This window comes from Pseudomonas sp. GW821-FHT01A09 (genome assembly GCF_058986725.1).
In genome coordinates, this window is the sequence record NZ_JBYSWB010000028.1 from 51,618 (window position 1) to 71,626 (window position 20,009).

Here is a 20,009-nt window from a genome sequence, read left to right on the forward strand (position 1 = left end):
CCTGTGGTGAGGGGGCTTGCTCCCGATAGAGTGTGTCAGTCAGCTCATCTGTGGCTGACACTCCGTATCGGGAGCAAGCCCCCTCGCCACAGGTTAAGTGCATACCGGGATCAATCCAGCACAGATGGATCCGCTTCGATCATCAGTTCTTTCATCTCTTCAAAATGCCGGCGCGAGAAGTCGGTGATGCCTTCCCAACCCCGAGCCGTCTTCTCCGCCACATCATCCGACAACACACGCAGCGGCTGACCGGTCGACCAGGCCGTCACCAGAATCTGGCACGCGCGTTCCAGCGTCCAGATATCATCGAAGGCTTCGCCGATGTTCGGCGCGATCACCATCACCCCGTGATTGCCCATCAGCAGCCGCGTCTTGCCGTCCAGCAGCCCGGCCAGGCGCGCGCCTTCGGCTTCGGTTTCGGCCATGCCACCGTACATCTCGTCGATCGCGATGCGGTTGAAATAGCGCGCGGTGTTCTGGTCGATCGGCGGCACATGGGGGTTGGCCATGCAGGCCACGGCGGTGGTGTAGACCGGGTGCAGATGCAGCACCGCACGAGCTTGCGGCAGGCGCTGGTGAATCTGCCCGTGAATCGCCCAGGCCGTCGCGTCGACGTCCGGATGCCTGGCGTTCTCGGCATTGTCGGCGTCGAGCAACAGCAGGTCACTGGCGCGAATACGCGAGAAGTGCTTCCACTTCGGGTTGATCAGGAATTTCTTGCCATCGGCCGAAACGGCCGCGCTGAAGTGGTTGGCCACCGCTTCGTGCATCCCAAGATGGGCGACGATGCGGAAGGTCGCCGCGAGGTCGATGCGGGCCTGTTCTTCGATTGTCAGAGCCATGAGGCGTTCTCCATGCAACGCGGCCGCATCGAGGTGCGGCCGCGTCATTAGGTGGCTATCAGGGTTTAGGCATCAGCTCGGCGATGTCGGCGTCGGTCGGTGCCTCAAAGCTGTATTTCTTCAGCAGTGCGGTGTATTCCGGGGTGGTGCGGTATTTGGCCAGCGCGTCGACCAGAGCCTTCTTGACCTCGTCGTTGCCCTTCTTCACGCCCCAACCGTTGAGCACCGGGTAGATCAGCGTATCGGAGGAAATCACCACGCGACCGCCCAACTTCTCGACCACACCGTGGGCCACCGCGGCGTCGGTGATCTGCGCTTCGACCGCGTGGGCCAGCATGGCCTGAGTGGTCTGCGGATCGGTGGCGTATTCGCTGATGGCGATCGGCGGCAGGTTGTTCTTCACGCAGTAGTCATCTGACAGCTTGTGCATCTGCGCCAACCAGGAAGTCGCCGCCATCGAACCGATCTTGTGACCGCAGAACTCTTCCGGCTTCTTGGGCTGGAACGCACCGCCCTTGAGCGCCAGGATCGATTCGCCGCTTTTCAGGTAAGGGATCATGTCGATGACCTTGACCCGCTCGGCGGTGATGTACATCGACGAGTTGGTGACATCGAAGCGGCCGCCTTGCAGGCCGGTGATCAGATTAGGGAAGCGCGTGTCGACGGTCTCGACCTTGCGCCCCATGACCTTGCCCAGGCCATCGAGGAATTCGATATCGAAGCCCGCTGGCTTGTTGTTGTCCATGTACTCGTAGGGGAAGAAGGTCACGTCGGAGCCGGCGATGATCTTGCCATCCTGCTGGAATGCCGAAGCCGCCAATGAGGTCATTGCCACCGCTGCGCCAACCAGGCTCAGGGCGATAGGGCGAACAATCTTGTGCAACGCTGTCATGGTAAATCCCTGCAAGGTTTTAAGGAGGTTAGGCAGTGGCTTGGTCTAGACCGGCCTGTTGCACGAAGAAAGAGGCGCCGCGAGGCTTCTGCGGCAAGCGCAGCTGATTGGCCGTGGAGCGCACGAGGCCGCTTTCCTGACCGGCCACCATCTGACCGGAGTGCTGGCTGGGCAATGGGTTTTCGCCGAATGGCAGCGCGTCTTCAGCGGCGTAGACGCTGATGAACAGAGTGCGCGGCAGTTCGGTCTCGTTAGGGCTTGAAGCGTGCAGCAAACGGGTATGCATGAAACACACGGAACCGGCCGGGCCGAAGCAGGCGACCGGGGTCTGGCATTGCTCGGCGACCACCTCGTCGGCCACCGCGCCAGTGAAGCGCTGGTCGTGCCAGTGCGACCACAGCGGGCCTTTATGGCTGCCGGGGATGACGTTGAGCGGGCCGTTTTCCGGGGTCACTTCACTGATCATCAGCAAGGCGGTGACCAGGTCATCGTTGCTGTGCGGCGTGAAGGGAAAGTCCTGGTGCCACTTCACCTGGGTGGCGGTGTGCGGCAGCTTGGAGTTGATCTTGCTGTGGTGAAAGCGCGTGCCGTTGCCGCCGATCAACTGCGCGGAAATCTGCGCCATGCGCGACTGCATCGCCACTTGCAGGTAGGTCGGCGAAATCTCGGTGGGCGAACTCACCCGACGCAGCGAAGGATGATCGGCGCGATGGTCGCCTTCGAGGTCGAAGCGCGCGCGGCCATCGATGGTTTCGCCCCAGCCTTGAGCGTGGCTGCGGCTCTCTTCGACCCACTGATCGAAGTCGTGCTGCAACGCCGCCACCTCTTCAGCGCTCAAGACCCCTTCCACCACCAGGAAACCATCGCGGTGGAACTGTTCGATGTGCCATTGCTCGATCATTTTTATCCTTCCTGCGGTTGAATGTTGAAACCCAGAATTGTTCATCCCTGTAGCGGGGGGGCTTGCCCCCGAAAGATTGCCGTCATCCTGCAACATCGACGTGAAGCGCAGATCTTTCGGGGGCAAGCCCCCTCGCTACAGAATCACGCCAGCGAAACATCCTTGAGGAAGGCTTCGACGCGTGGGTTGTGGCCGCTGCGCAGCACCTGGGGCTTGTCGTCGCAGACGATGCGGCCCTTCTCCATGAAGACGATGCGGTCGGACACCTTGAAGGCGAAATTCATCTCGTGGGTGACGATCACCATGGTGATGCCCTCCTTGGCCAAGGCTTCGATGACCTGCAGCACTTCATTGACCTTCTCCGGATCGAGCGCCGAGGTCGGCTCGTCGAACAGCATGATCTGCGGGCGCATCATCAGGGCCCGGGCGATCGCCACGCGCTGCTGCTGACCACCGGATAACTGATGCGGGTACTTCCAGGCGTGATCGAGCATACCCACCTTGTGCAGCAAGGCGTAGGCCTGCTGCTTGAGCTCGGCGACAGGACCCAGGCCGTGGTAACGCGGCGCCATCAGCAGGTTGTCGAGCACGGTCAGGTGCGGGAACAGGTTGAAGCTCTGGAACACCATGCCGATGTTCAGGCGATGTTCGGCGTGCTCGACATACTGCGGCTTCTGCGCGCCCTGCCTGTTCAGGTGAATGAACGGTTGGCCGTTGATCTGGATGTCACCGTTGTCGATCTGCTCCAGGCCGTTGAGCAAGCGGATCAGGGTGGTCTTGCCCGAACCCGACGGGCCGATCACCGACACCACTTCACCCGGCTGGATCTGCAGGCTCACCGCACCCAGCACCTCGACGTCGTTGAAAGCCTTGTGCAAGCGCGTGGCCTGCAGCGCCGGCGTGCCGGGCGCGGCGTTGACCGCACGTTGGGCCATGACGGTGCGTTGCGTGGCCAGCGCCAGCACTTCGGCGTCGGGCACCCGTGAGACGTTGCGCTGGTTGACGTCGAGGAACTTCTCGAGGCGCTTGAGCAGGAAGTCGAACACCGTGACGATCAGCACGTAATAGAACGCCACCGCCGCCATGGTTTCCATCACCAGGAAGTTCTGCGAGTACAGGCGCTGGCCGACCATGAGGATTTCGGTCAGCGAGATCACCGACACCAGCGAGCTGAGCTTGACGATGGAGATGTATTCGTTGGCCAGCGACGGCAAGGCCACCCGCAGGGCCTGGGGAATGACCACCCGCCACTGGGTACCGAGAAACTTCAGCCCCAGGGCCCGCGCTGCCTCGGCCTGGCCCTTGTGAATCGACATCAGCCCGCCGCGGTGGATCTCCGCGACATAAGCGGTTTCGCACAGGACCATGGCCAGCAGGCCGGCCCAGAACGGATCGCTCAGCACCACCGATGCGGCGGGGAATGCCTGGGGGATGTTGTAGACGAAAATCAGCAACACCAGCAGTGGCAGGCTGCGGAACAGCCAGATGTAGGCCCGCGCCGGAGCACTGAGCAAGGGTTGCTTGGACTGCTTGGCCAGGGCCACGAAGAACCCCAGGGCGATACTCACCACCCAGGTCACGAAACTCAGCTTGATAACGGTCCAGGTCGCTCGCCAGAACTCGGCATCGAACAGCAAACCAAACATGTAATTCCAGTCGAATGTCATCGTCGCTGCGCTCAACAAATAAATCAGAATGTGCAACCGGGCGCCTCGTTCGAACGCGCCTCACGGTGTGCACCGATGAAACGAGATTCGTGGAGAGAGGCACTCGCGGTCAATTAGGATTAACCGGACCACTGAATAGGCAGATCCGATGCAGCCCTTTGAAGCGTACTTACCGACCTGTAGCGAGGGGGCTTGCCCCCGAAAACTCCGTCCGCCCGTACAAGTCGTCCGAGGGATCTTTCGGGGGCAAGCCCCCTCGCTACAGGGAGCGCACCAGAATGGCTCTGGTAGTAATGCACTCTTCGAAAAGTGCTTTGTTTTGGTGCGATATCAGTGAGCTGATCCTTTGGCTCACTTCACAGCTGAAGTCTGCAGGTACGGCGGCGGCGGATAAATTCGTTTCTGGTTCACACCTGGGGCGAGCAAATCCGAAGCAGCGTTGAAGCAGACCCATGGTCGACAGTGGTGCAGTCACTCACTCGCCGTCGGTAATGGCACGCACCGCATGCGGGTCGAAGAAGCTCGGCGCCGCCATGCCGGGGATGTACTGGTCGGACACGAACATGCGGCAACGCTCGGTAAACGCCGACACCACCCGCGACATCTGCGCGTTGGCGGCGGTCGCGTAGCCCAACTGCAAGGGTTGCAAGCCGCCGGCCAGACGAATGCGGATCAGGCGCTTGCCGTCCTGGGACAGGTTGCCCTTGGGCCGGGCGTTGGCGATGGTATAGCCGACGCCGTTGCCGACCATGGCGCGCACGGTCTCCAGGTTGCTGGAGCGCATGACGATGTTAGGCGTGGTGCCCGCCTGAATGAACAGACTGAGGAAATACTCGCGGCTCCAGGGAATATCCAGCAGCACGAAGGGGTAGGTTTCCAGGTCCTGCATGCTGACGGCCGGCAGATGGGCAAGGGGATGGTAGTCGCCGACCATTACATAAGGCGGCAACTTGGCCAGGGGCTGGAAGTCGATGTCCGGACTGCTGGCCAGGTCGTAGGTCAAGGCGATATCGATCTCGGCACTGCGCAGTTTTTCCAGCAATTGCTCGTGGTCGCCCTCGATCTGGGTGATGCGCACACCGGGAAAAGCCCGGCCGAAGCCGAACACCAGCTCGGGGGTGATCATCGGCGCCAGCGAGTGCAGACAGCCCACTCGCAGTGGCCCGCGTACGGTATTGAGCGACTCGGAGGCGATCGTATAAAGGTTGCTCATCTGCTCCAGGATCAGCTTGGCCTCTTGCATCACCTGACGCCCCACGGCGGTGAGCGAAACCCCTTGGGCGTGATGACGAATGAACAGCTGAATCCCTAGCTCCGCCTCCATGTGAGTGATCGCCGCCGAGATGGAGGGCGACGACACGTGAATGCGCTCCGAAGCCGCGCTGATACTGCCGGCCTCCCCGGAAGCGACGAAATATTCCAGCTGGCGCTGAGTGATACGACTGAGCATTACGCCCTCCACAACTAAAACGAACAAGCGAACTGCTGCTGATGGAACCAGCACCACTCGATGATGGTGACGTTGCACGGTTCATGCCGGGACCCACGCCAAGCGCCAGCCTGCGACAAGGTGCCATCATCCAATGGGGTACAGCATAGCGGGGTTCGGTTTTTCCTAAGCTCTACGTTCAAAAAGCAGAATTCCTATAAGTTCGTCGCTTGATCACACTGGGGCCGTAGATGAATGAAGTCTCTAAGGCGCCATGCCTTCGCGACGTGCTGTCGGTGCCTCGGCGTCGGCGAACCCGATCAAGGTCGATGACCTTCAGGTCCTCTCAGGAAATTCATATGTCAGTGGAAACAATCAACACCTTGGTGGTTGGCGCAGGCCAGGCGGGCGTCGCGATGAGCGAGCATCTTTCCCTCATGGGTGTGCCGCACATCGTGCTGGAGCGCAGCCGCATTGCCGAGCGCTGGCGCTCGGAACGCTGGGACTCGCTGGTCGCCAACGGCCCGGCCTGGCACGATCGCTTTCCGAGCCTGAAATTCAGCAATATCTCGCCCGAGGCCTTCCCGCCCAAAGAGCGCATGGCCGACTACTTCGAAGAGTACGTGGCCATGCTCAAGGCGCCTGTGCGCACCGGCGTCGAAGTGCTCAAGGTCGAGCGTCACGTGGGTCGCCCCGGCTTCAAGGTGACCACCTCCCAGGGCATCATCGAGGCTGCCAACGTGGTCGCCGCCACCGGTCCGTTCCAGCGTCCGGCGGTGCCGAACATCGTCGCCGAGCACGTCAAGGTCGAGCAGCTGCACTCATCCAGCTACAAGAACCCAGGGCAATTGGCCGAAGGCGCGGTGCTGGTGGTCGGCGCGGGCGCTTCCGGCTCGCAGATCGCCGAAGAGCTGCAAAAGGCCGGCAAGAAGGTCTACCTCTCGGTCGGCGAGCACTACCGCCCTCCCCGCGCCTACCGCGGCCGCGACTACTGCTGGTGGCTGGGTGCGCTGGGCCTGTGGGACGAAGTGCGCATCACCCCGAAAAAGAAACACGTGGCCTTTGCGGTCAGCGGCTATGAAGGCGGCAAGACCGTGGACTTCCGCCGTCTTGCGCACCAAGGCATCACCCTGGTGGGCCTGACCGAGGCCTGCAAGGACGGCGTCATGACCTTCCAGCCCGGCCTGGCCGACAACGTGGCCGAGGGCGACCGCGCCTACTTCGATGTGCTGCGTGACGCCGATGCCTATATCGAAGCCAACGGCTTGCCGTTCCCGCTGGAACCTGAAGCCTGGGACCTGCTGCCCGATCCGGACTGCCTGACTAATCCGGTGTTGAGCCTGGATCTGGCCGAGGCTGGCATCACCACCATCCTGTGGGCGACCGGCTTCAAGTTCGACTTTAGCTGGCTGCAGGTCAATGCCTTCGACGACAAGGGCGAGCCCTTCCACAAGCGCGGGATCTGCGCCGAGAGCGGCATCTACTTCCTCGGCCTGCCGAATCTGGTCAACCGCGCATCGTCGTTCATCTATGGCGTGTGGCACGACGCAAAATACATCGCCGACCACATCACCTTGCAGAACGAGTACATGGCTTACGAGAAGTCCTAAGCCCCGCTCCCCTGTAGCGAGGGGGCTTGCCCCCGAAAAATCTTCGCCACCCGTTAACTTTGATGTGGAGCAGAGATCTTTCGCGGGCTTGCCCCCTCGCCACAGGGTTGGCGCTTCGGTTTTACCTAACCAGTGCCCCGAGCAAAAGCTGGTTTCGCCAGATCGGGGCCGATGTGAAGCTGCAATCACTTATCTATCCAAGAGACGCCCGACATGCCTACCCATACCCGCATCCGCATGTTCAACACCAAAGAAACCTACCCTAACCAGTCCCTGGACAACGATCTGTGCCAGGCCGTGCGCGCCGGCAACACCGTGTATGTCCGTGGCCAGATCGGCACCGACTTCGAAGGCAATCTGGTCGGCCTGGGCGACCCGCGGGCACAGGCCGAGCAGGCGATGAAAAACGTCAAGCAGCTGCTTGAAGAAGCCGGCTCCGACCTCTCCCACATCGTCAAGACCACCACCTACATCATCGACCCGCGCTATCGCGAGCCGGTGTATCAGGTGGTCGGCAAGTGGCTCAAAGGCGTGTTCCCGATCTCCACCGGCCTGGTGATCTCCGGCCTCGGCCAGCCTGAATGGCTGATGGAGATCGACGTGATCGCGGTCATCCCGGACGACTGGACCGGCGTCTGAATCCTGCCCTTAGCTAACGGAGCGGCCATGGCCACTGCATCGATCAAGACCCTCGATCCGCACTTCAGCGCGGTGAGCCCAGTGGCCACGCCCGGGATCAACATTGCGGTGCAACTGGACAAGGTGCTCAAGCGCTTCGGCGATGCGATCGCGCTGCATGAAGTGTCGCTGAAGATCCAGGAAGGCGAATTCGTCACCCTCCTGGGACCGTCGGGCTGTGGCAAGACCACCCTGCTCAATCTGATGGCCGGCTTTGCCGAGGCCGATAACGGCGAGATCTTCATCGACGGCCAACTGGTCACCGAAACCCCGCCCTACCAGCGGGAAATCGGCATCGTGTTCCAGAACTACGCGCTGTTTCCGCACATGAGCGTGGCCAAGAATATCGGCTACGGCTTGCGCATGCGCGGTGTCGCCAAGGCTGAGATCGCCGAGCGGGTCGAGCAGGCCCTGGCGCTGGTCAAGCTGCAGGGCTATGGCGAACGCAAGCCGCGCGAGCTGTCCGGTGGTCAGCAGCAACGTGTGGCCCTGGCTCGCGCGCTGGTGATCCGCCCCAAGGTGCTGCTGCTCGACGAGCCGTTCTCGGCGCTGGACAAGAACCTGCGCCTGTCGATGCAGATCGAACTCAAGGACATTCAGCGCAAGCTGGGGGTCACCACGGTGTTCGTCACCCATGACCAGAGCGAAGCGCTGAGCATGAGCGACCGTGTGGTGGTGATGTCCGCCGGCCATGTACGGCAGATCGGTACCCCGGACGCAATCTATCGCCACCCCCAGGACCCGTTCGTGGCCGGCTTCGTCGGTGACGTCAACATCCTTCCCGGGCGCTATCTGAGCCGTGACGAGCTGGCCACCCTGGCGCTGGGCGACAGTGCCCTGCGGGTGCCGGCCGAGCGCGTGCATGCCGACATCGGCGAGCGCCTGGACATCTACGTGCGCCCTGAGAACATTCGCCTTGGCGCGCTGGGCCCGGACACGCTGCTCAGCGCCACGGTGATCACCCATGTGTTTCAGGGGGACCATGTGGATATCCATCTGGATGTTCCGGCGTTGGGCCACAACCGTTTGTTCGTGCGCCAGTCCGGCCTCGACGCCCTGACCCGCTGGCCGGTGGGCGCCGCGGCAGGGTTGAGCTTCGATGCCGAAGGTGTCTGCGCCTTCTCCGTCGCAGCGCCGTGAAAACCTGTAGCGGGGGGGCTTGCCCCCGAAAATTTGCCGTCGTCCTGCAATGTCGAGGTGAAGCAGAGATCTTTCGGGGGCAAGCCCCCTCGCTACACATTGACCCCTCACTGAATCAGAGCGCCCTATGACCACCAACCGTAACGCAAGGCCATTTCAATGAGCCTGCTGCCAGAAACCATCACCGCCGTCATCGCCCGCGAAGCGGGTGGCCCTGAGGTATTGCACAACATCCAGCGGCCGATGCCGCTGCCCCGGTCCGATGAAGTGCTGATTCGCATCGCCGCCGCTGGGGTCAACCGCCCGGACCTGATGCAGCGCAACGGCATGCCGCTGCCCCCTGGAGTCACCGACGTGCTCGGCCTTGAAGCCGCCGGCACCGTGGTGGCGGTGGGCAGCGCCGTCACCGATCTGGTCCCGGGAGACCGGGTCATGGCCCTGCTCAACGGCGGCGGTTACGCGCAGTACTGCGTCGCTCTGGCGGATCATTGCCTGCCGGTGCCGGCCGAACTGGCGCTGGAAGATGCCGCCGGGATTCCGGAAGCGGCCTTTACCGTATGGCACAACCTGTTCGAACTGGGTCGCCTGCGTGCGGGCGATAGCGTGCTGATCCATGGCGCCGCCAGCGGCGTCGGCAGCCTCGCCGTGCAGTGTGCCCATGCGGCTGGCGCACGGGTCATCGCTACCGCAGGCGGCGCCGACAAGATCGCGCTGCTGGAAGCCCTGGGGGTCTGGCGCGCAGTCGATCGGCATACCGAAGACTTCGTCGCGGTGGTCGCTGAATGCACTGAAGGGCGCGGCGTCGATGTGGTCCTCGACAACGTCGGCGGCCCCTATGTAGCACGCAATCTCGAGGCCATGGCTGCGGGCGGGCGCCATGTCAGCCTGTCGTTCCTGCAAGGGGCGAAGATCGAACTCGACCTGCAAGTGCTGATGCGCAAAAGCCTGAGCCTCACCTCCTCGACCCTGCGCCCCAAGAGCATCGAAGAGAAGACCCGCCTGGCCAATTGCATTCGCGCCAACCTGCTGCCCTGGCTGGCGTCGGGTCAGGTCCGGCCGCTGATCCACAGCCGCCTGGCGCTGGGTCAGGCCGCCGATGCCCATCGCCTGCTGGAAAGCAACGCCAACCTGGGCAAGGTGCTGCTGATTCCCTGAGTGCCCGCACACGGCGCCGCAGATTACCGAAATACCCGTACCGGATGCGGCGCATCACCGAAACATCTGTACTCGACACGGCGCATCACCGAAACACCTGTAGCGAGGGGGCTTGCCCCCGAAACGTCGTATCAGCGACATCATCGTGCCTGACACACCGTAATCGGGGGCAAGCCCCCCCGCTACAGGGTTTCAGGGCAATCAGGACAGTGTTCATGTTCAAACTCTATTACGCCCCGACCTCCCCCTACGTGCGCAAGGTCATGGTCAGCGCCCATTGCCTGGGGCTGACCGAGCAGATCGACAAACTCGCCTCGGCCGCCCACCCGATCCGCCGCGACGAGCGCATCGCTGCCTTCAATCCGCTGGCCAAGATTCCCGCGCTGCAGACCGCCGACGGCCTGACGCTGTACGACAGCCGAGTCATCTGCGAATACCTCGACAGTTACGCCGGTGGCTCGCTGTTCCCCCGCGAAGGCGTGCAGCGCTGGGTCAGCCTGACCCGTCAGGCCCTCGGCGACGGGCTGCTCGACGCCGCCATGCTGGCGCGCTACGAAGCCACCGCGCGGCCTGCCGACAAGCAATGGGACGGCTGGACCGACGGCCAGCTGACCAAGGTCGGCGCCGCATTGGCCGACATTGAAATCCAGGTCGCGCAGTTCAGCACACAGCCCGATGACATCGGCCTGATCACCCTGGGCTGCGGCCTCGGCTACCTGGATTTTCGCTTCGCCAGCCTCGACTGGCGCGCCGACCACCCGGCCACCGCCGCCTGGTTCGCGGCGTTCGACCAGCACCCCGCGATGCTTGCCACCCGCCCCTATGAATAAAGCTCTGGAGACCGCCATGCCCCGTACCGTGTTTTTCCTCAACGGCCCCAACGCCAACCTCTACGGGCTGGACACCAAGGGCACCTACGGCAGCGAAAGCTTCGCCAGCATCGAAGCCCGCTGTCAGCGCCACGCCAGCGCCCTGGGCCTGCAACTGGAGTTTCGCCAGAGCAACCACGAAGGCGTGCTGGTGGACTGGATCCAGGAAGCGCGCCTGCGGGCCGACGCGGTGATCATCAATGCCGCCGGCCTGACCTACAGCTCGGTGCCGATCCTCGATGCCTTGCTGGCCTTCGACGGCCCGATCATCGAAGCGCACATGAGCAACATCTGGAAGCGCGAGAGCTTTCGCCATCACTCCTACGTGTCCAAGGCCGCCACCGGCGTGATCGCCGGCCTCGGCGCGCTGGGCTACCGGCTGGCGCTGACCGCCGTGGCCGAGCTGCTGGAGCAAACGCCCGAGGAGCCACAGCCATGACCTCGACCTTGGTGTTCTACAGCCAGTTCGACAGCTTCGAAGAGTGGCGCGACTTGCTCGCGCCACAGTTGCCTGGCGTGCATATCTGTCAGGAGCCGGACATCCGCGACCCGGACAGCGTGCACTATGTGCTGGGCTGGAAACCGCCGCAGGGCTTCTTCGCGCGGTTTCGCAACCTCAAGCTGCTGGTCAACCTGGGGGCCGGCGTCGACCAACTGGTCGGGCGCGATGACCTGCCCAATGTGCCCATCACCCGGGTATCCGATCCCGATATGGGTCGCATGATGGCCAGCTATGTGTTGTTCGCCGTGCTGCGCTATGCCCGCGACATCCCGGCGTTCGAGCGTGCCCAGCGCGAACGCCGCTGGCACTACCTGCACCCGCGCGTGCCGGCGAGCATCCGCGTCGGTGTGCTGGGGCTGGGCGAGCTGGGGTCCTATGCAGCGCTGGAACTCGCGCGGCAGGGCTTCGATGTGCGCGGCTGGTCGCGCTCGGCCAAACAGCTGGACAACGTCAGCTGCGTGAACGGCATGGACACTCTGGACGGCTTCATCGCCAACAGCGACATCCTCGTGGTGATGTTGCCGCTGACCGCGCAGACTCGCGGCCTGCTGAACGCCGAACGTCTGGCGCTGCTGCCCCGTGGCGCGTGCTTCATCAACGTGTCCCGTGGCGCGGTGGTGGATCAGCAGGCACTGACGGCGGCGCTGGTCGGCGGGCAGATCGGTGAAGCGACCCTGGACGTGTTCGACCGCGAACCACTGCCCCCTGAGGACCCGCTCTGGGCACTGGACAATGTTTTGATCACTCCGCACATGGCCTCCATCGCTATCCCGGCCTCGGCGGCGCAGCAGATTGCCGACAACATCCAGCGCATCGCGCGGGGCGAGGCGGTCATGCATGAAGTCGACCCGGCGCGCGGCTACTGACGGCCAACGCAGCAGCAAGGCTGGAGGCCCGTTAGCAGCCCCACCCTTTGTAGCGAGGGGGCTTGCCCCCGATTGGCCGCCGCTGACACTCCGCGTACTGCAGGCCCGGCCTATCGGGGGCAAGCCCCCTCGCTACAGGGTTGCCTGCAAGAACGGGGCTGCCTGCAAGAAAGCGGGTTGCCTGCAAGAAGGAGTGTTGCCTGCAAGAACGGGGTTGCCTGCAAGAAAGCGGGTTGCCTGCGAGAGGGAGGGTTGCCTGCAAGAACGGGGCTGCCTGCAAGAAAGCGGGTTGCCTGCAAGAAGGAGGGTTGCCTGCAAGAACGGGGCTGCCTGCAAGAAAGCGGGTTGCCTGCGAGAAGGAGTGTTGCCTGCGAGAACGGGGCTGCCTGCAAGAAAGCGGGTTGCCTGCGAGAAGGAGTGTTGCCTGCAAGAACGGGGCTGCCTGCTAGGGGGAGATATCCGGCCTGCATCGGAAATCCTGATGCACAAGTACAGCAAAGGCTGTTTTACCGATTCCCCTGACCCACCTCATGATCGCTCAAAGCTTCGCAGGCTGTGCCCGCGGAGCGCTTCAGCCACCGTCCAGAAGGAACAGAAGATGCTGCGTAACGCCATTGCCTTGACCCTGTTGAGCGCCAGCCTGCTGGCCGCCACGCATGCCAATGCCGCCGACAAGCTGATCGTCAGCACCTGGGGCGGCAGTTTCAAGGACCTGATCGACCAGGCCATCGGCCAGCAGTTCACCAAGGAAACCGGCGTCGAGGTCGAGTACGTGACCGGCGGCACCATCGATCGCCTCAACAAGGCCAAGCTGGCCGGCACTGCCGAGACCGACCTGACCTTCACCACCTCCCACGTCGGCTGGCTGTACACCCACGACAAACTGTTCGAAACCCTGGACATGAGCAAGATCCCCAACGCCGCCAATCTGGTCCAGCAGGCCAGGCTGAGCCCGTCGCACATCGGCGTGTGGGGCTACGTCTACACCATCGGCTACCGGCCGGACCTGGTGCCCAAGGGCGAGACCTTCAGCAGCTGGGAAGATCTCTGGAAGCCTGAACTCAAGGGCACCCTGGCCCTGCCCGACTGGGACCCGAGCCACATCATCGCGATCTCCGCCAAACTCGCTGGCAGCGACGCCGAGCATTGGGAAAAAGGCCAGGACAAACTCAAGGCGCTGATCCCCAACATCAAGTCGTTCTACACCAACGATGCCAACAGCCAGCAGCTGATCGCCACAGGCGAGACGCCGGTGCAGGTCATGCTGTCGATGAACGCGTATCACATGATGGACGAAGGCGTGAACATCAAGCTGGCCATCCCCAAGGAAGGCGCAGTGCTGGGCGTCGACGCCATGGGCATCAACACCGGCAGCAAGCACGCCGATCTGGCCTACAAGTTCATGAACATCGCCTTGTCGCCTGAAGTGCAGGCCAGGATCGCCCAGATCAACCGTGGCAGCCCGGTGGTGACCAACGCCCATGTCGATCCGGAAATCGCCAAGCTGCCCGGCATGCTGACCACCCCGGCACAGTGGAACGCCACCTTGAACGTCGACCCCGAGCTGCGCGCCGAGAAGTCCGCCGAGTGGCGCAAGTGGTTCTCGGAAAACATCATGGCGCACTAAGCACCGGCTGATCGTCATTGCTCGACGGCCTTGCCTGCAGGCCGTTTGCCAGACCGCGGCGAGTGTTATCGCTGGCAAGCCACCTCGCTACAGGGAAGACCCATGACCAAGAAACCCGCGTTTGTCCTGTGGTTCGTGCTGCCTGCGGCGGTGACCGCCATCGGCCTGAGCATCGCGCTGCTGATCGTGCTGCAATACAGCGTGCGGGCCTATGTGCCCGGCTCGCTGGAGGTGGGCGGCTTTACCCTCGCCAACTTCCACGACCTGTTCAAGAGTCTCTACGCGCAAGCCTTCTTGAACACCGTGGCGCTGAGCTTCAAGACCGCGCTGTTCGGTCTGCTGCTCAGCTACCCGCTGGCCTACGCGCTGGTGCGTACCCGTGCCGGCTGGCTGAAGTCGAGCATCATGATCATCGCCATCACCCCGCTGTTTCTTGGCGAGGTGGTGCGGACCTATTCGTGGATCATCGTGCTGGGCAGCAGCGGCTTTCTCAACAGCCTGCTGCTGGCCATGGGCGTGATCGATGCCCCGCTGCAATTGATGTTCACCCAGACCGGCGTGGTGCTGGCGTTGGTGCACGTGACCATGCCGATCATGGTGCTGATGCTCGCCACCGGCCTGTCGCACATCGATCCGGCCTACGAGAAGGCCGCCACCAGCCTGGGCGCCGGGCCGATCCGCGCCTTTGTGACCGTGACCCTGCCGCTGTCGCTACCGGGCATCGTCGCCAGCCTGACCACGGCCTTTGCCTGGACCTTCAGCGCCTTCGCCACGCCCCAGCTGATCGGCGGCGGCAAGGTCAGCACCATCGCCACGCTGGTGTATCAGCTGGGCTTCTCGTCGCTGAACTTCCCCTTCGCCGCGGCCCTGAGCGTCGCCGGCCTGGTGCTCACCGTGCTGCTGCTGGCCGCGCTCAAGCGCATGACCCGTTCCCTGCACAGCGTCGGAGATCACTGATATGACCCGCTCCAATCGCGACAAATGGCTGGGCTACGCCGGCCGCCTGCTGGTGGGGCTGATCTTGTTGTTCGTGCTGCTGCCGACCATCGTGGTGGTCATCTCCTCGTTCAGCAGCACTTCGGTGCTGTTCTTTCCGCCCAAGGGCTGGTCGCTGCGCTGGTTCCAGCGGACGTTGAGCTACGATGACTTTCGCACCGGTTTCTACGCCGGGCTGATCATCACTGCCTGGGCTTCGAGCCTGGCGGTGGTGATCGGCACCACCCTGGCGATCGCCATCCACCGCTATGATTTTCGCTGCAAGCGCGTGCTCGAAGGCGTGCTGCTGTCGCCGTTGTTCATTCCCCACTTCACCATCGGCCTGGGCCTGCTGATGCTGGTGGCGCAGTTCAATCTGGGCCGCGGCTACGCGCTGGTGATCTTCTGCCACATCGTGCTGGTGCTGCCGTTCGTGCTGCGCAGCCTGTACGTATCGCTGCACAACCTCGAACAGCGCGTCGAACTGGCCGCCGCCAGCCTGGGCGCTTCGCCGTTGCGGGTAGTGTGGACCATCACCGTGCCGCTGATGATCCCAGGGTTGTTCGGCGGTTGGCTGTTTGCCGCTATTCTTTCGTTCAACGAGTTCACCGCATCGCTGTTCGTCACCACCCAGGCGACCCAGACCTTGCCCGTGGCCATGTACAACTACGTACGCGAATTCGCCGACCCGACCCTGGCCGCGCTGTCGGTGATGTACATCGCCGCCACCGCCACCCTGCTGACGCTGGCCAACCGTTTTCTGGGGCTTGGCCGCGTCCTCAACGTCGAAGGCGCACGCTGACCTGACCGTTCAATCCTTTAGCTGAACAGGACCTACCACCATGACGTTTTCAATCATCGGCCGCTGCGCCGAAACCGGCCAACTGGGCATCGCCGTCAGCTCCTCGAGCATTGCCGTGGGCGCCCGCTGCGCCTGGCTGCGCGCCGGCGTGGGCGCAGTGTCGACACAAAACATCACCCTGCCGGCCATCGGCACCTACGTGCTGGACAAGCTCGAGGCCGGCGTGCCGCCCGAGCAGGCTTTGGCCACCGTGTCGGAGTTCGACCGCCACAGCCAGTTCCGCCAGGTCACCAGCATCGACAGCCAGGGCAACACGGCCTTCTTCAGCGGCAGCCACACCCTGGGCACCTACCATGCGGTGGCCGGCGAGCAGTGCGTCGGCGCCGGCAACATGCTGGCCGACATCGGTGTCATCGACGTGCTGGTCAAGACCTTCGAGCGCACTGGCGGGCAACTGGCCGACCGCCTGATCGCCGCCATGCAGGCCGCCCTGGCCGCCGGTGGCGAGGCCGGTCCGGTGCATTCCGCGGCGCTCAAAGTGGTGGGCGACGTGAGCTGGCCGATCATCGACCTGCGCGTCGACTGGGCCGACGATGCGCCGATCGATGCGCTGGCCAAGTTGTGGGCCGACTACCGCCCGCAGATGCAGGACTACCTGACCCGCGCCCTGGACCCGACCCAGGCGCCGAGCTATGGCGTACCCGGAGACGAATGATGAACAGCAAGGCACTCTTGACCACGCTGATCGGCTTCGACACCACCAGCCGCGAGTCCAATCTGCAGTTGATCGCCTTCGTGCGCGAGTACCTCAACCAGCATCAGGTGCCCTGTGAGCTGATCTTCAACGAGGAGCGCAGCAAGGCCAATCTGTTCGCCACCATCGGCGTCGATGACCGCCCTGGCGTGGTGCTGTCCGGGCACACCGATGTGGTGCCGGTCGACGGCCAGCCCTGGACCGTGCCGCCCTTCGAGCTGAGTGAGCGAGACGGCAAGCTGTACGGCCGCGGCACCGCCGACATGAAGGGCTACATCGCCTGCGTGCTCGCCGCCGTGCCGGCGCTACTGGCTCAGCCCCTGCGCATGCCGGTGCATATCGCCCTGTCCTACGACGAAGAGGTCGGCTGCCTGGGCGTGCGCAGCCTGCTCGCCGAACTGGCGCAGCGCCCGCACAAGCCGGCGCTGTGCATCATCGGCGAACCTACCGAGCTCAAACCGGTGCTGGGCCACAAAGGCAAACTGGCGATGCGTTGCGACGTGCATGGCGCCGCCTGTCACTCGGCCTATGCGCCCCAGGGAGTCAACGCCATCGAGTACGCCGCCGAGCTGATCGGCGAACTCGGCCGCATCGGCTCCACCCTGCGCGCCGCCCACCTGCAGGACCCGCGCTTCGACCCGCCCTTCTCCACCGTGCAGACCGGCGTGATCGGCGGCGGCAAGGCGCTGAACATCGTCCCTGCCGACTGCCGTTTCGATTTCGAGATCCGCACCCTGCCCGACCAGGATGCCCACGCCGTGGCCCAGCAGTTGCAGGACTACGCCCGTGAGCAAGTGGTGCCGAAAATGCAGGCGGTAAATGCCAGCAGCGGCATTCGTTTCGCCGAGCTGTCGTCCTATCCGGGGCTGGCCACCGATGCCCACAGCGAAGCGGCAACGCTGATCGCCGAGTGCTGTGGTTCCAGCGAATTCACCACCGTGGCCTTCGGTACCGAGGGCGGCCTGTTCGACGCCATCGGCATCCCCACCGTGGTATGCGGGCCGGGGAGCATGGATCAGGGGCACAAGCCGGACGAATTCGTCAGTGTCGAACAGCTGGCGGGTTGCGATCGGATGCTGGAGCGCCTGGTGGCGGCGTTGCGGGCCTGAAAATCGTCGAGCGCGGCTCAAGCTGCGCTCGTCTCGGCCGATAGTTGTGCAACAAATAAAGGTTGCATAACTTTCGCAAGCGTCCTGAGGCATCCCATGAACCTTCGATCCATCAACATCGCCCCCCGAGCATCGCTGTGTTTCGCTGCAATCACCTGCCTCCTGATTGCGCTTGGGGTGTTTGCCTATCTGCAACTCAATCAGTTGCGGGGCACCGAACAACTGATCGAAAAGAATCTGCTGCCCAGTATTCAAGTCGGCGATGACTTGCAGATCGCTTTGCTGCACGCGCGCCTCGAAAGCATTCGCCTGCTCGCCAGCAGCGACCCGGCCCAGCATCAGACGGCCTTGGCCAACCTCGACGCGGCGAAAAAGCAGATGGACGAGCGGACCGATATGTACCGGCGCAACTTCGTCAGCGAGCCGGATGATGTGATCAAGTTCGACAAGGCGTCGGCGCTGATGAAGCGTTACATGGACGGGCTCGACCAGATCGTGGCGCTGAATGCCAGCGACCGGGACAAGGCGGTGCTGTTCGCCAACACCGATCAAGCCCAGCATGCCACTGCCTATCAGGAAGAGCTCACAGCGCTGCGCGACGCCGACAACCGCGAGGCGGCCCAGGCAGGTGCCGTCGCCCAGGCGGTGTATGAAAAGAGCGTTTCGGTCGTCATCACGGTGGTACTGATCGCCCTGGCACTGACCGTGCTGCTGGCGGTACTGCTCACCCGCAGCATCACCCAGCCGATCAGCGCATCACTGACGCTGGCCACGCGTATTTCCCGCAGCGACCTGACCGGCGTCATCGACAGCCGTGGATCGGACGAAGCGGCGCAACTGATGCGCGCCCTTGAACTGATGCAGAGCAACCTGCGCACCACGATTCAGCAGATCGCCGGCTCGTCGTCCCAGCTCACCGCCGCCGCGCAGAGCATGAATACCATCACCCACAACGCCAACCTCACCCTGCAGCAGCAGAACAGCGAAATCGAACAGGCCGCCACCGCGGTCAATCAGATGAGCGCGGCAGTGGACGAAGTTGCGCGCAATGCCACCTCGACCTCGCAAGCCGCCAAAGACTCGACCACGGCTGCGGCCACGGGCAATCAGAAGGTCGGGCAAACGCTGGAGGCGATGCGCACCCTCACCGATCGCGTCGAGCTGACGTCCGAGCAGGTGCAGGGGCTGGCGGTCCAGGCGCAGGACATCAGCAAAGTCCTCAGCGTGATTCGGGCGATCGCCGAGCAGACCAACCTGCTGGCGCTCAACGCCGCCATCGAGGCGGCCCGCGCCGGTGAGCAAGGCCGCGGCTTCGCCGTGGTCGCCGATGAAGTCAGGGCCCTGGCCCATCGCACGCAGACATCGACCCAGGAGATCGAACAAATGATCTCCACCATCCAGACCGGCACCTCCCAGGTGGTGGAATCGATGGGCAGCAGCACGCGGGAAGTGCATAACACCCAACGCAGCGCCGACGAGGCCGGGGCCTCTCTGAAATTGATCAGCGACACGGTGCGGGTCATCGATGATCGCAATCAGCAGATCGCCACGGCGTCGGAAGAGCAGGCCCACGTCGCCCGCGAAGTCGATCGGGCCCTGGTCAGCATTCGCAACCTGGCCGACCAGAGCAGCGCGGGCACCCAGCAGACCCTGGCCGCCAGCCGGGAGCTGTCGCAACTGGCGGTCAACCTCAACACCATGGTCGAGCAGTTCAAGACCTGATCCTACCGCCCCGGTACCGGGCAACCGAGGTCGCCCTCCTGGCACTTGAGGTACGTCTTGAGCGCAGCGGTGCGTGACAGCGTCTGCGCGGTCAGGCAATTGAGGTGGATCAGCGGATAGACGCTGCCACCGCTGACTCCGGACGCCGCAAACTCGCACTCGGCGTCACGAAAGGTCACCCACGCACGTTGCGCGCCGACCAGCAGTTTTTTGCTGTCGGCATCGTCTTTGAGACGCTGGGTGATCTGCTGGTAAACGGCATTGAGCTCTTTGTCGGCGGCCTGATACTGGCGGCCGGCGCAGGCGTTCATGTCGGTTTGAGTGGTGGCGTTGTCGCAGTCGTCGGCGTGGGCCAGCGGTGCGAGCAGGCAGGCCATCACCGGTAACAGGTAGAGCGATTTCATGTGTAATCCCATCATTGACATCCAGATGCCGATCACCCACTGATCGGTCCATCGCAAGCATCGTA

At 63.4% G+C, this 20,009-nt stretch carries 19 protein-coding genes and 1 pseudogene; 14 read left to right on the top strand and 6 right to left on the bottom strand.

Annotated features, from left to right (window positions below; translation table 11 throughout):
* Positions 1 to 110: 110 nt before the first annotated feature.
* From AC3WJP_RS24105 to AC3WJP_RS24125, 5 genes are all read right to left on the bottom strand, one after another.
* A complete protein-coding gene (locus AC3WJP_RS24105) occupies positions 111 to 842 on the bottom strand; it encodes a class II aldolase and adducin N-terminal domain-containing protein (protein WP_493723044.1) in 732 nt (243 codons plus the stop codon).
* A 58-nt stretch (positions 843 to 900) separates the two neighbouring features.
* The gene (locus AC3WJP_RS24110; RefSeq protein ID WP_493723045.1) at positions 901 to 1,734 is read right to left on the bottom strand and encodes a transporter substrate-binding domain-containing protein; all 834 of its coding nucleotides are present in this window, start codon (positions 1,732 to 1,734) and stop codon (positions 901 to 903) included.
* A 28-nt stretch (positions 1,735 to 1,762) separates the two neighbouring features.
* Positions 1,763 to 2,635 carry a phytanoyl-CoA dioxygenase family protein gene (locus AC3WJP_RS24115; RefSeq protein WP_493723046.1) on the bottom strand — a complete coding sequence of 291 codons (873 nt, stop codon included), beginning with the start codon at positions 2,633 to 2,635 and terminating at the stop codon, positions 1,763 to 1,765.
* Between the two features lie 143 nt (positions 2,636 to 2,778).
* Entirely contained in the window at positions 2,779 to 4,302 is a 1,524-nt protein-coding gene (locus tag AC3WJP_RS24120) for an amino acid ABC transporter permease/ATP-binding protein (protein ID WP_493723076.1), read from the bottom strand.
* A 475-nt stretch (positions 4,303 to 4,777) separates the two neighbouring features.
* On the bottom strand, positions 4,778 to 5,752 hold the full coding sequence (locus AC3WJP_RS24125; RefSeq protein WP_493723047.1) for a LysR family transcriptional regulator: 975 nt from the start codon (positions 5,750 to 5,752) through the stop codon (positions 4,778 to 4,780).
* A 338-nt stretch (positions 5,753 to 6,090) separates the two neighbouring features.
* On the opposite strand from AC3WJP_RS24125, the gene AC3WJP_RS24130 reads away from it, so the two are divergent.
* From AC3WJP_RS24130 to AC3WJP_RS24195, 14 genes and pseudogenes are all read left to right on the top strand, one after another.
* Positions 6,091 to 7,341, top strand: a complete 1,251-nt coding sequence (locus AC3WJP_RS24130) for a flavin-containing monooxygenase (protein WP_493723048.1) — start codon at positions 6,091 to 6,093, stop codon at positions 7,339 to 7,341.
* Between the two features lie 213 nt (positions 7,342 to 7,554).
* Positions 7,555 to 7,980, top strand: coding sequence for a RidA family protein (locus tag AC3WJP_RS24135; protein ID WP_493723049.1), 426 nt, complete (start codon positions 7,555 to 7,557; stop codon positions 7,978 to 7,980).
* 27 nt (positions 7,981 to 8,007) lie between these two features.
* Positions 8,008 to 9,159 carry an ABC transporter ATP-binding protein gene (locus tag AC3WJP_RS24140; RefSeq protein ID WP_493723050.1) on the top strand — a complete coding sequence of 384 codons (1,152 nt, stop codon included), beginning with the start codon at positions 8,008 to 8,010 and terminating at the stop codon, positions 9,157 to 9,159.
* Positions 9,160 to 9,318: 159 nt separating this feature from the next.
* Positions 9,319 to 10,314: an NAD(P)H-quinone oxidoreductase gene (locus AC3WJP_RS24145; protein WP_493723051.1), complete on the top strand. Its 996-nt coding sequence runs from the start codon at positions 9,319 to 9,321 to the stop codon at positions 10,312 to 10,314.
* Positions 10,315 to 10,529: 215 nt separating this feature from the next.
* Complete coding sequence (locus AC3WJP_RS24150; RefSeq protein ID WP_493723052.1) at positions 10,530 to 11,144, top strand: glutathione S-transferase; 615 nt, start codon at positions 10,530 to 10,532, stop codon at positions 11,142 to 11,144.
* Positions 11,145 to 11,160: 16 nt separating this feature from the next.
* Positions 11,161 to 11,622 (top strand): type II 3-dehydroquinate dehydratase, encoded by a 462-nt coding sequence (locus tag AC3WJP_RS24155; RefSeq protein WP_493723053.1) that lies wholly within the window; start codon positions 11,161 to 11,163, stop codon positions 11,620 to 11,622.
* Complete coding sequence (locus AC3WJP_RS24160; protein WP_493723054.1) at positions 11,619 to 12,551, top strand: 2-hydroxyacid dehydrogenase; 933 nt, start codon at positions 11,619 to 11,621, stop codon at positions 12,549 to 12,551. The genes AC3WJP_RS24155 and AC3WJP_RS24160 overlap by 4 nt, the downstream gene beginning before the upstream one ends.
* Positions 12,552 to 13,149: 598 nt before the next feature.
* Positions 13,150 to 14,178 (top strand): ABC transporter substrate-binding protein, encoded by a 1,029-nt coding sequence (locus AC3WJP_RS24165; protein WP_493723055.1) that lies wholly within the window; start codon positions 13,150 to 13,152, stop codon positions 14,176 to 14,178.
* A gap of 102 nt (positions 14,179 to 14,280) precedes the next feature.
* Positions 14,281 to 15,135 (top strand): ABC transporter permease, encoded by an 855-nt coding sequence (locus AC3WJP_RS24170; RefSeq protein WP_493723056.1) that lies wholly within the window; start codon positions 14,281 to 14,283, stop codon positions 15,133 to 15,135.
* Position 15,136: 1 nt separating this feature from the next.
* The gene (locus tag AC3WJP_RS24175; protein WP_493723057.1) at positions 15,137 to 15,955 is read left to right on the top strand and encodes an ABC transporter permease; all 819 of its coding nucleotides are present in this window, start codon (positions 15,137 to 15,139) and stop codon (positions 15,953 to 15,955) included.
* 40 nt (positions 15,956 to 15,995) lie between these two features.
* Positions 15,996 to 16,670, top strand: coding sequence for a DUF1028 domain-containing protein (locus AC3WJP_RS24180; protein ID WP_493723058.1), 675 nt, complete (start codon positions 15,996 to 15,998; stop codon positions 16,668 to 16,670).
* Positions 16,667 to 17,818: an acetylornithine deacetylase gene (gene argE, locus AC3WJP_RS24185; RefSeq protein WP_493723059.1), complete on the top strand. Its 1,152-nt coding sequence runs from the start codon at positions 16,667 to 16,669 to the stop codon at positions 17,816 to 17,818. The genes AC3WJP_RS24180 and argE overlap by 4 nt, the downstream gene beginning before the upstream one ends.
* Positions 17,819 to 17,914: 96 nt before the next feature.
* Positions 17,915 to 18,682: pseudogene (locus AC3WJP_RS24190) on the top strand (MCP four helix bundle domain-containing protein); the annotation flags it as partial.
* A gap of 69 nt (positions 18,683 to 18,751) precedes the next feature.
* The gene (locus AC3WJP_RS24195) at positions 18,752 to 19,540 is read left to right on the top strand and encodes a methyl-accepting chemotaxis protein (protein WP_493723077.1); all 789 of its coding nucleotides are present in this window, start codon (positions 18,752 to 18,754) and stop codon (positions 19,538 to 19,540) included.
* A gap of 2 nt (positions 19,541 to 19,542) precedes the next feature.
* Here the strand turns inward: AC3WJP_RS24195 and AC3WJP_RS24200 are convergent, their stop codons facing one another.
* The gene (locus AC3WJP_RS24200; RefSeq protein WP_493723060.1) at positions 19,543 to 19,944 is read right to left on the bottom strand and encodes a lysozyme inhibitor LprI family protein; all 402 of its coding nucleotides are present in this window, start codon (positions 19,942 to 19,944) and stop codon (positions 19,543 to 19,545) included.
* Positions 19,945 to 20,009 lie beyond the last annotated feature (65 nt).

Coding starts and splice junctions, on each gene's coding strand:
- AC3WJP_RS24200 (WP_493723060.1), bottom strand. CDS start 19,944: ATGAAATCGCTCTACCTGTTACCGGTGATGGCCTGCCTGCTCGCACCG.
- AC3WJP_RS24155 (WP_493723053.1), top strand. CDS start 11,161: ATGCCCCGTACCGTGTTTTTCCTCAACGGCCCCAACGCCAACCTCTAC.
- argE (WP_493723059.1), top strand. CDS start 16,667: ATGATGAACAGCAAGGCACTCTTGACCACGCTGATCGGCTTCGACACC.
- AC3WJP_RS24140 (WP_493723050.1), top strand. CDS start 8,008: ATGGCCACTGCATCGATCAAGACCCTCGATCCGCACTTCAGCGCGGTG.
- AC3WJP_RS24165 (WP_493723055.1), top strand. CDS start 13,150: ATGCTGCGTAACGCCATTGCCTTGACCCTGTTGAGCGCCAGCCTGCTG.
- AC3WJP_RS24125 (WP_493723047.1), bottom strand. CDS start 5,752: ATGCTCAGTCGTATCACTCAGCGCCAGCTGGAATATTTCGTCGCTTCC.
- AC3WJP_RS24160 (WP_493723054.1), top strand. CDS start 11,619: ATGACCTCGACCTTGGTGTTCTACAGCCAGTTCGACAGCTTCGAAGAG.
- AC3WJP_RS24120 (WP_493723076.1), bottom strand. CDS start 4,302: ATGACATTCGACTGGAATTACATGTTTGGTTTGCTGTTCGATGCCGAG.
- AC3WJP_RS24110 (WP_493723045.1), bottom strand. CDS start 1,734: ATGACAGCGTTGCACAAGATTGTTCGCCCTATCGCCCTGAGCCTGGTT.
- AC3WJP_RS24130 (WP_493723048.1), top strand. CDS start 6,091: ATGTCAGTGGAAACAATCAACACCTTGGTGGTTGGCGCAGGCCAGGCG.
- AC3WJP_RS24180 (WP_493723058.1), top strand. CDS start 15,996: ATGACGTTTTCAATCATCGGCCGCTGCGCCGAAACCGGCCAACTGGGC.
- AC3WJP_RS24150 (WP_493723052.1), top strand. CDS start 10,530: ATGTTCAAACTCTATTACGCCCCGACCTCCCCCTACGTGCGCAAGGTC.
- AC3WJP_RS24195 (WP_493723077.1), top strand. CDS start 18,752: ATGAATACCATCACCCACAACGCCAACCTCACCCTGCAGCAGCAGAAC.
- AC3WJP_RS24115 (WP_493723046.1), bottom strand. CDS start 2,635: ATGATCGAGCAATGGCACATCGAACAGTTCCACCGCGATGGTTTCCTG.
- AC3WJP_RS24145 (WP_493723051.1), top strand. CDS start 9,319: ATGAGCCTGCTGCCAGAAACCATCACCGCCGTCATCGCCCGCGAAGCG.
- AC3WJP_RS24105 (WP_493723044.1), bottom strand. CDS start 842: ATGGCTCTGACAATCGAAGAACAGGCCCGCATCGACCTCGCGGCGACC.
- AC3WJP_RS24175 (WP_493723057.1), top strand. CDS start 15,137: ATGACCCGCTCCAATCGCGACAAATGGCTGGGCTACGCCGGCCGCCTG.
- AC3WJP_RS24170 (WP_493723056.1), top strand. CDS start 14,281: ATGACCAAGAAACCCGCGTTTGTCCTGTGGTTCGTGCTGCCTGCGGCG.
- AC3WJP_RS24135 (WP_493723049.1), top strand. CDS start 7,555: ATGCCTACCCATACCCGCATCCGCATGTTCAACACCAAAGAAACCTAC.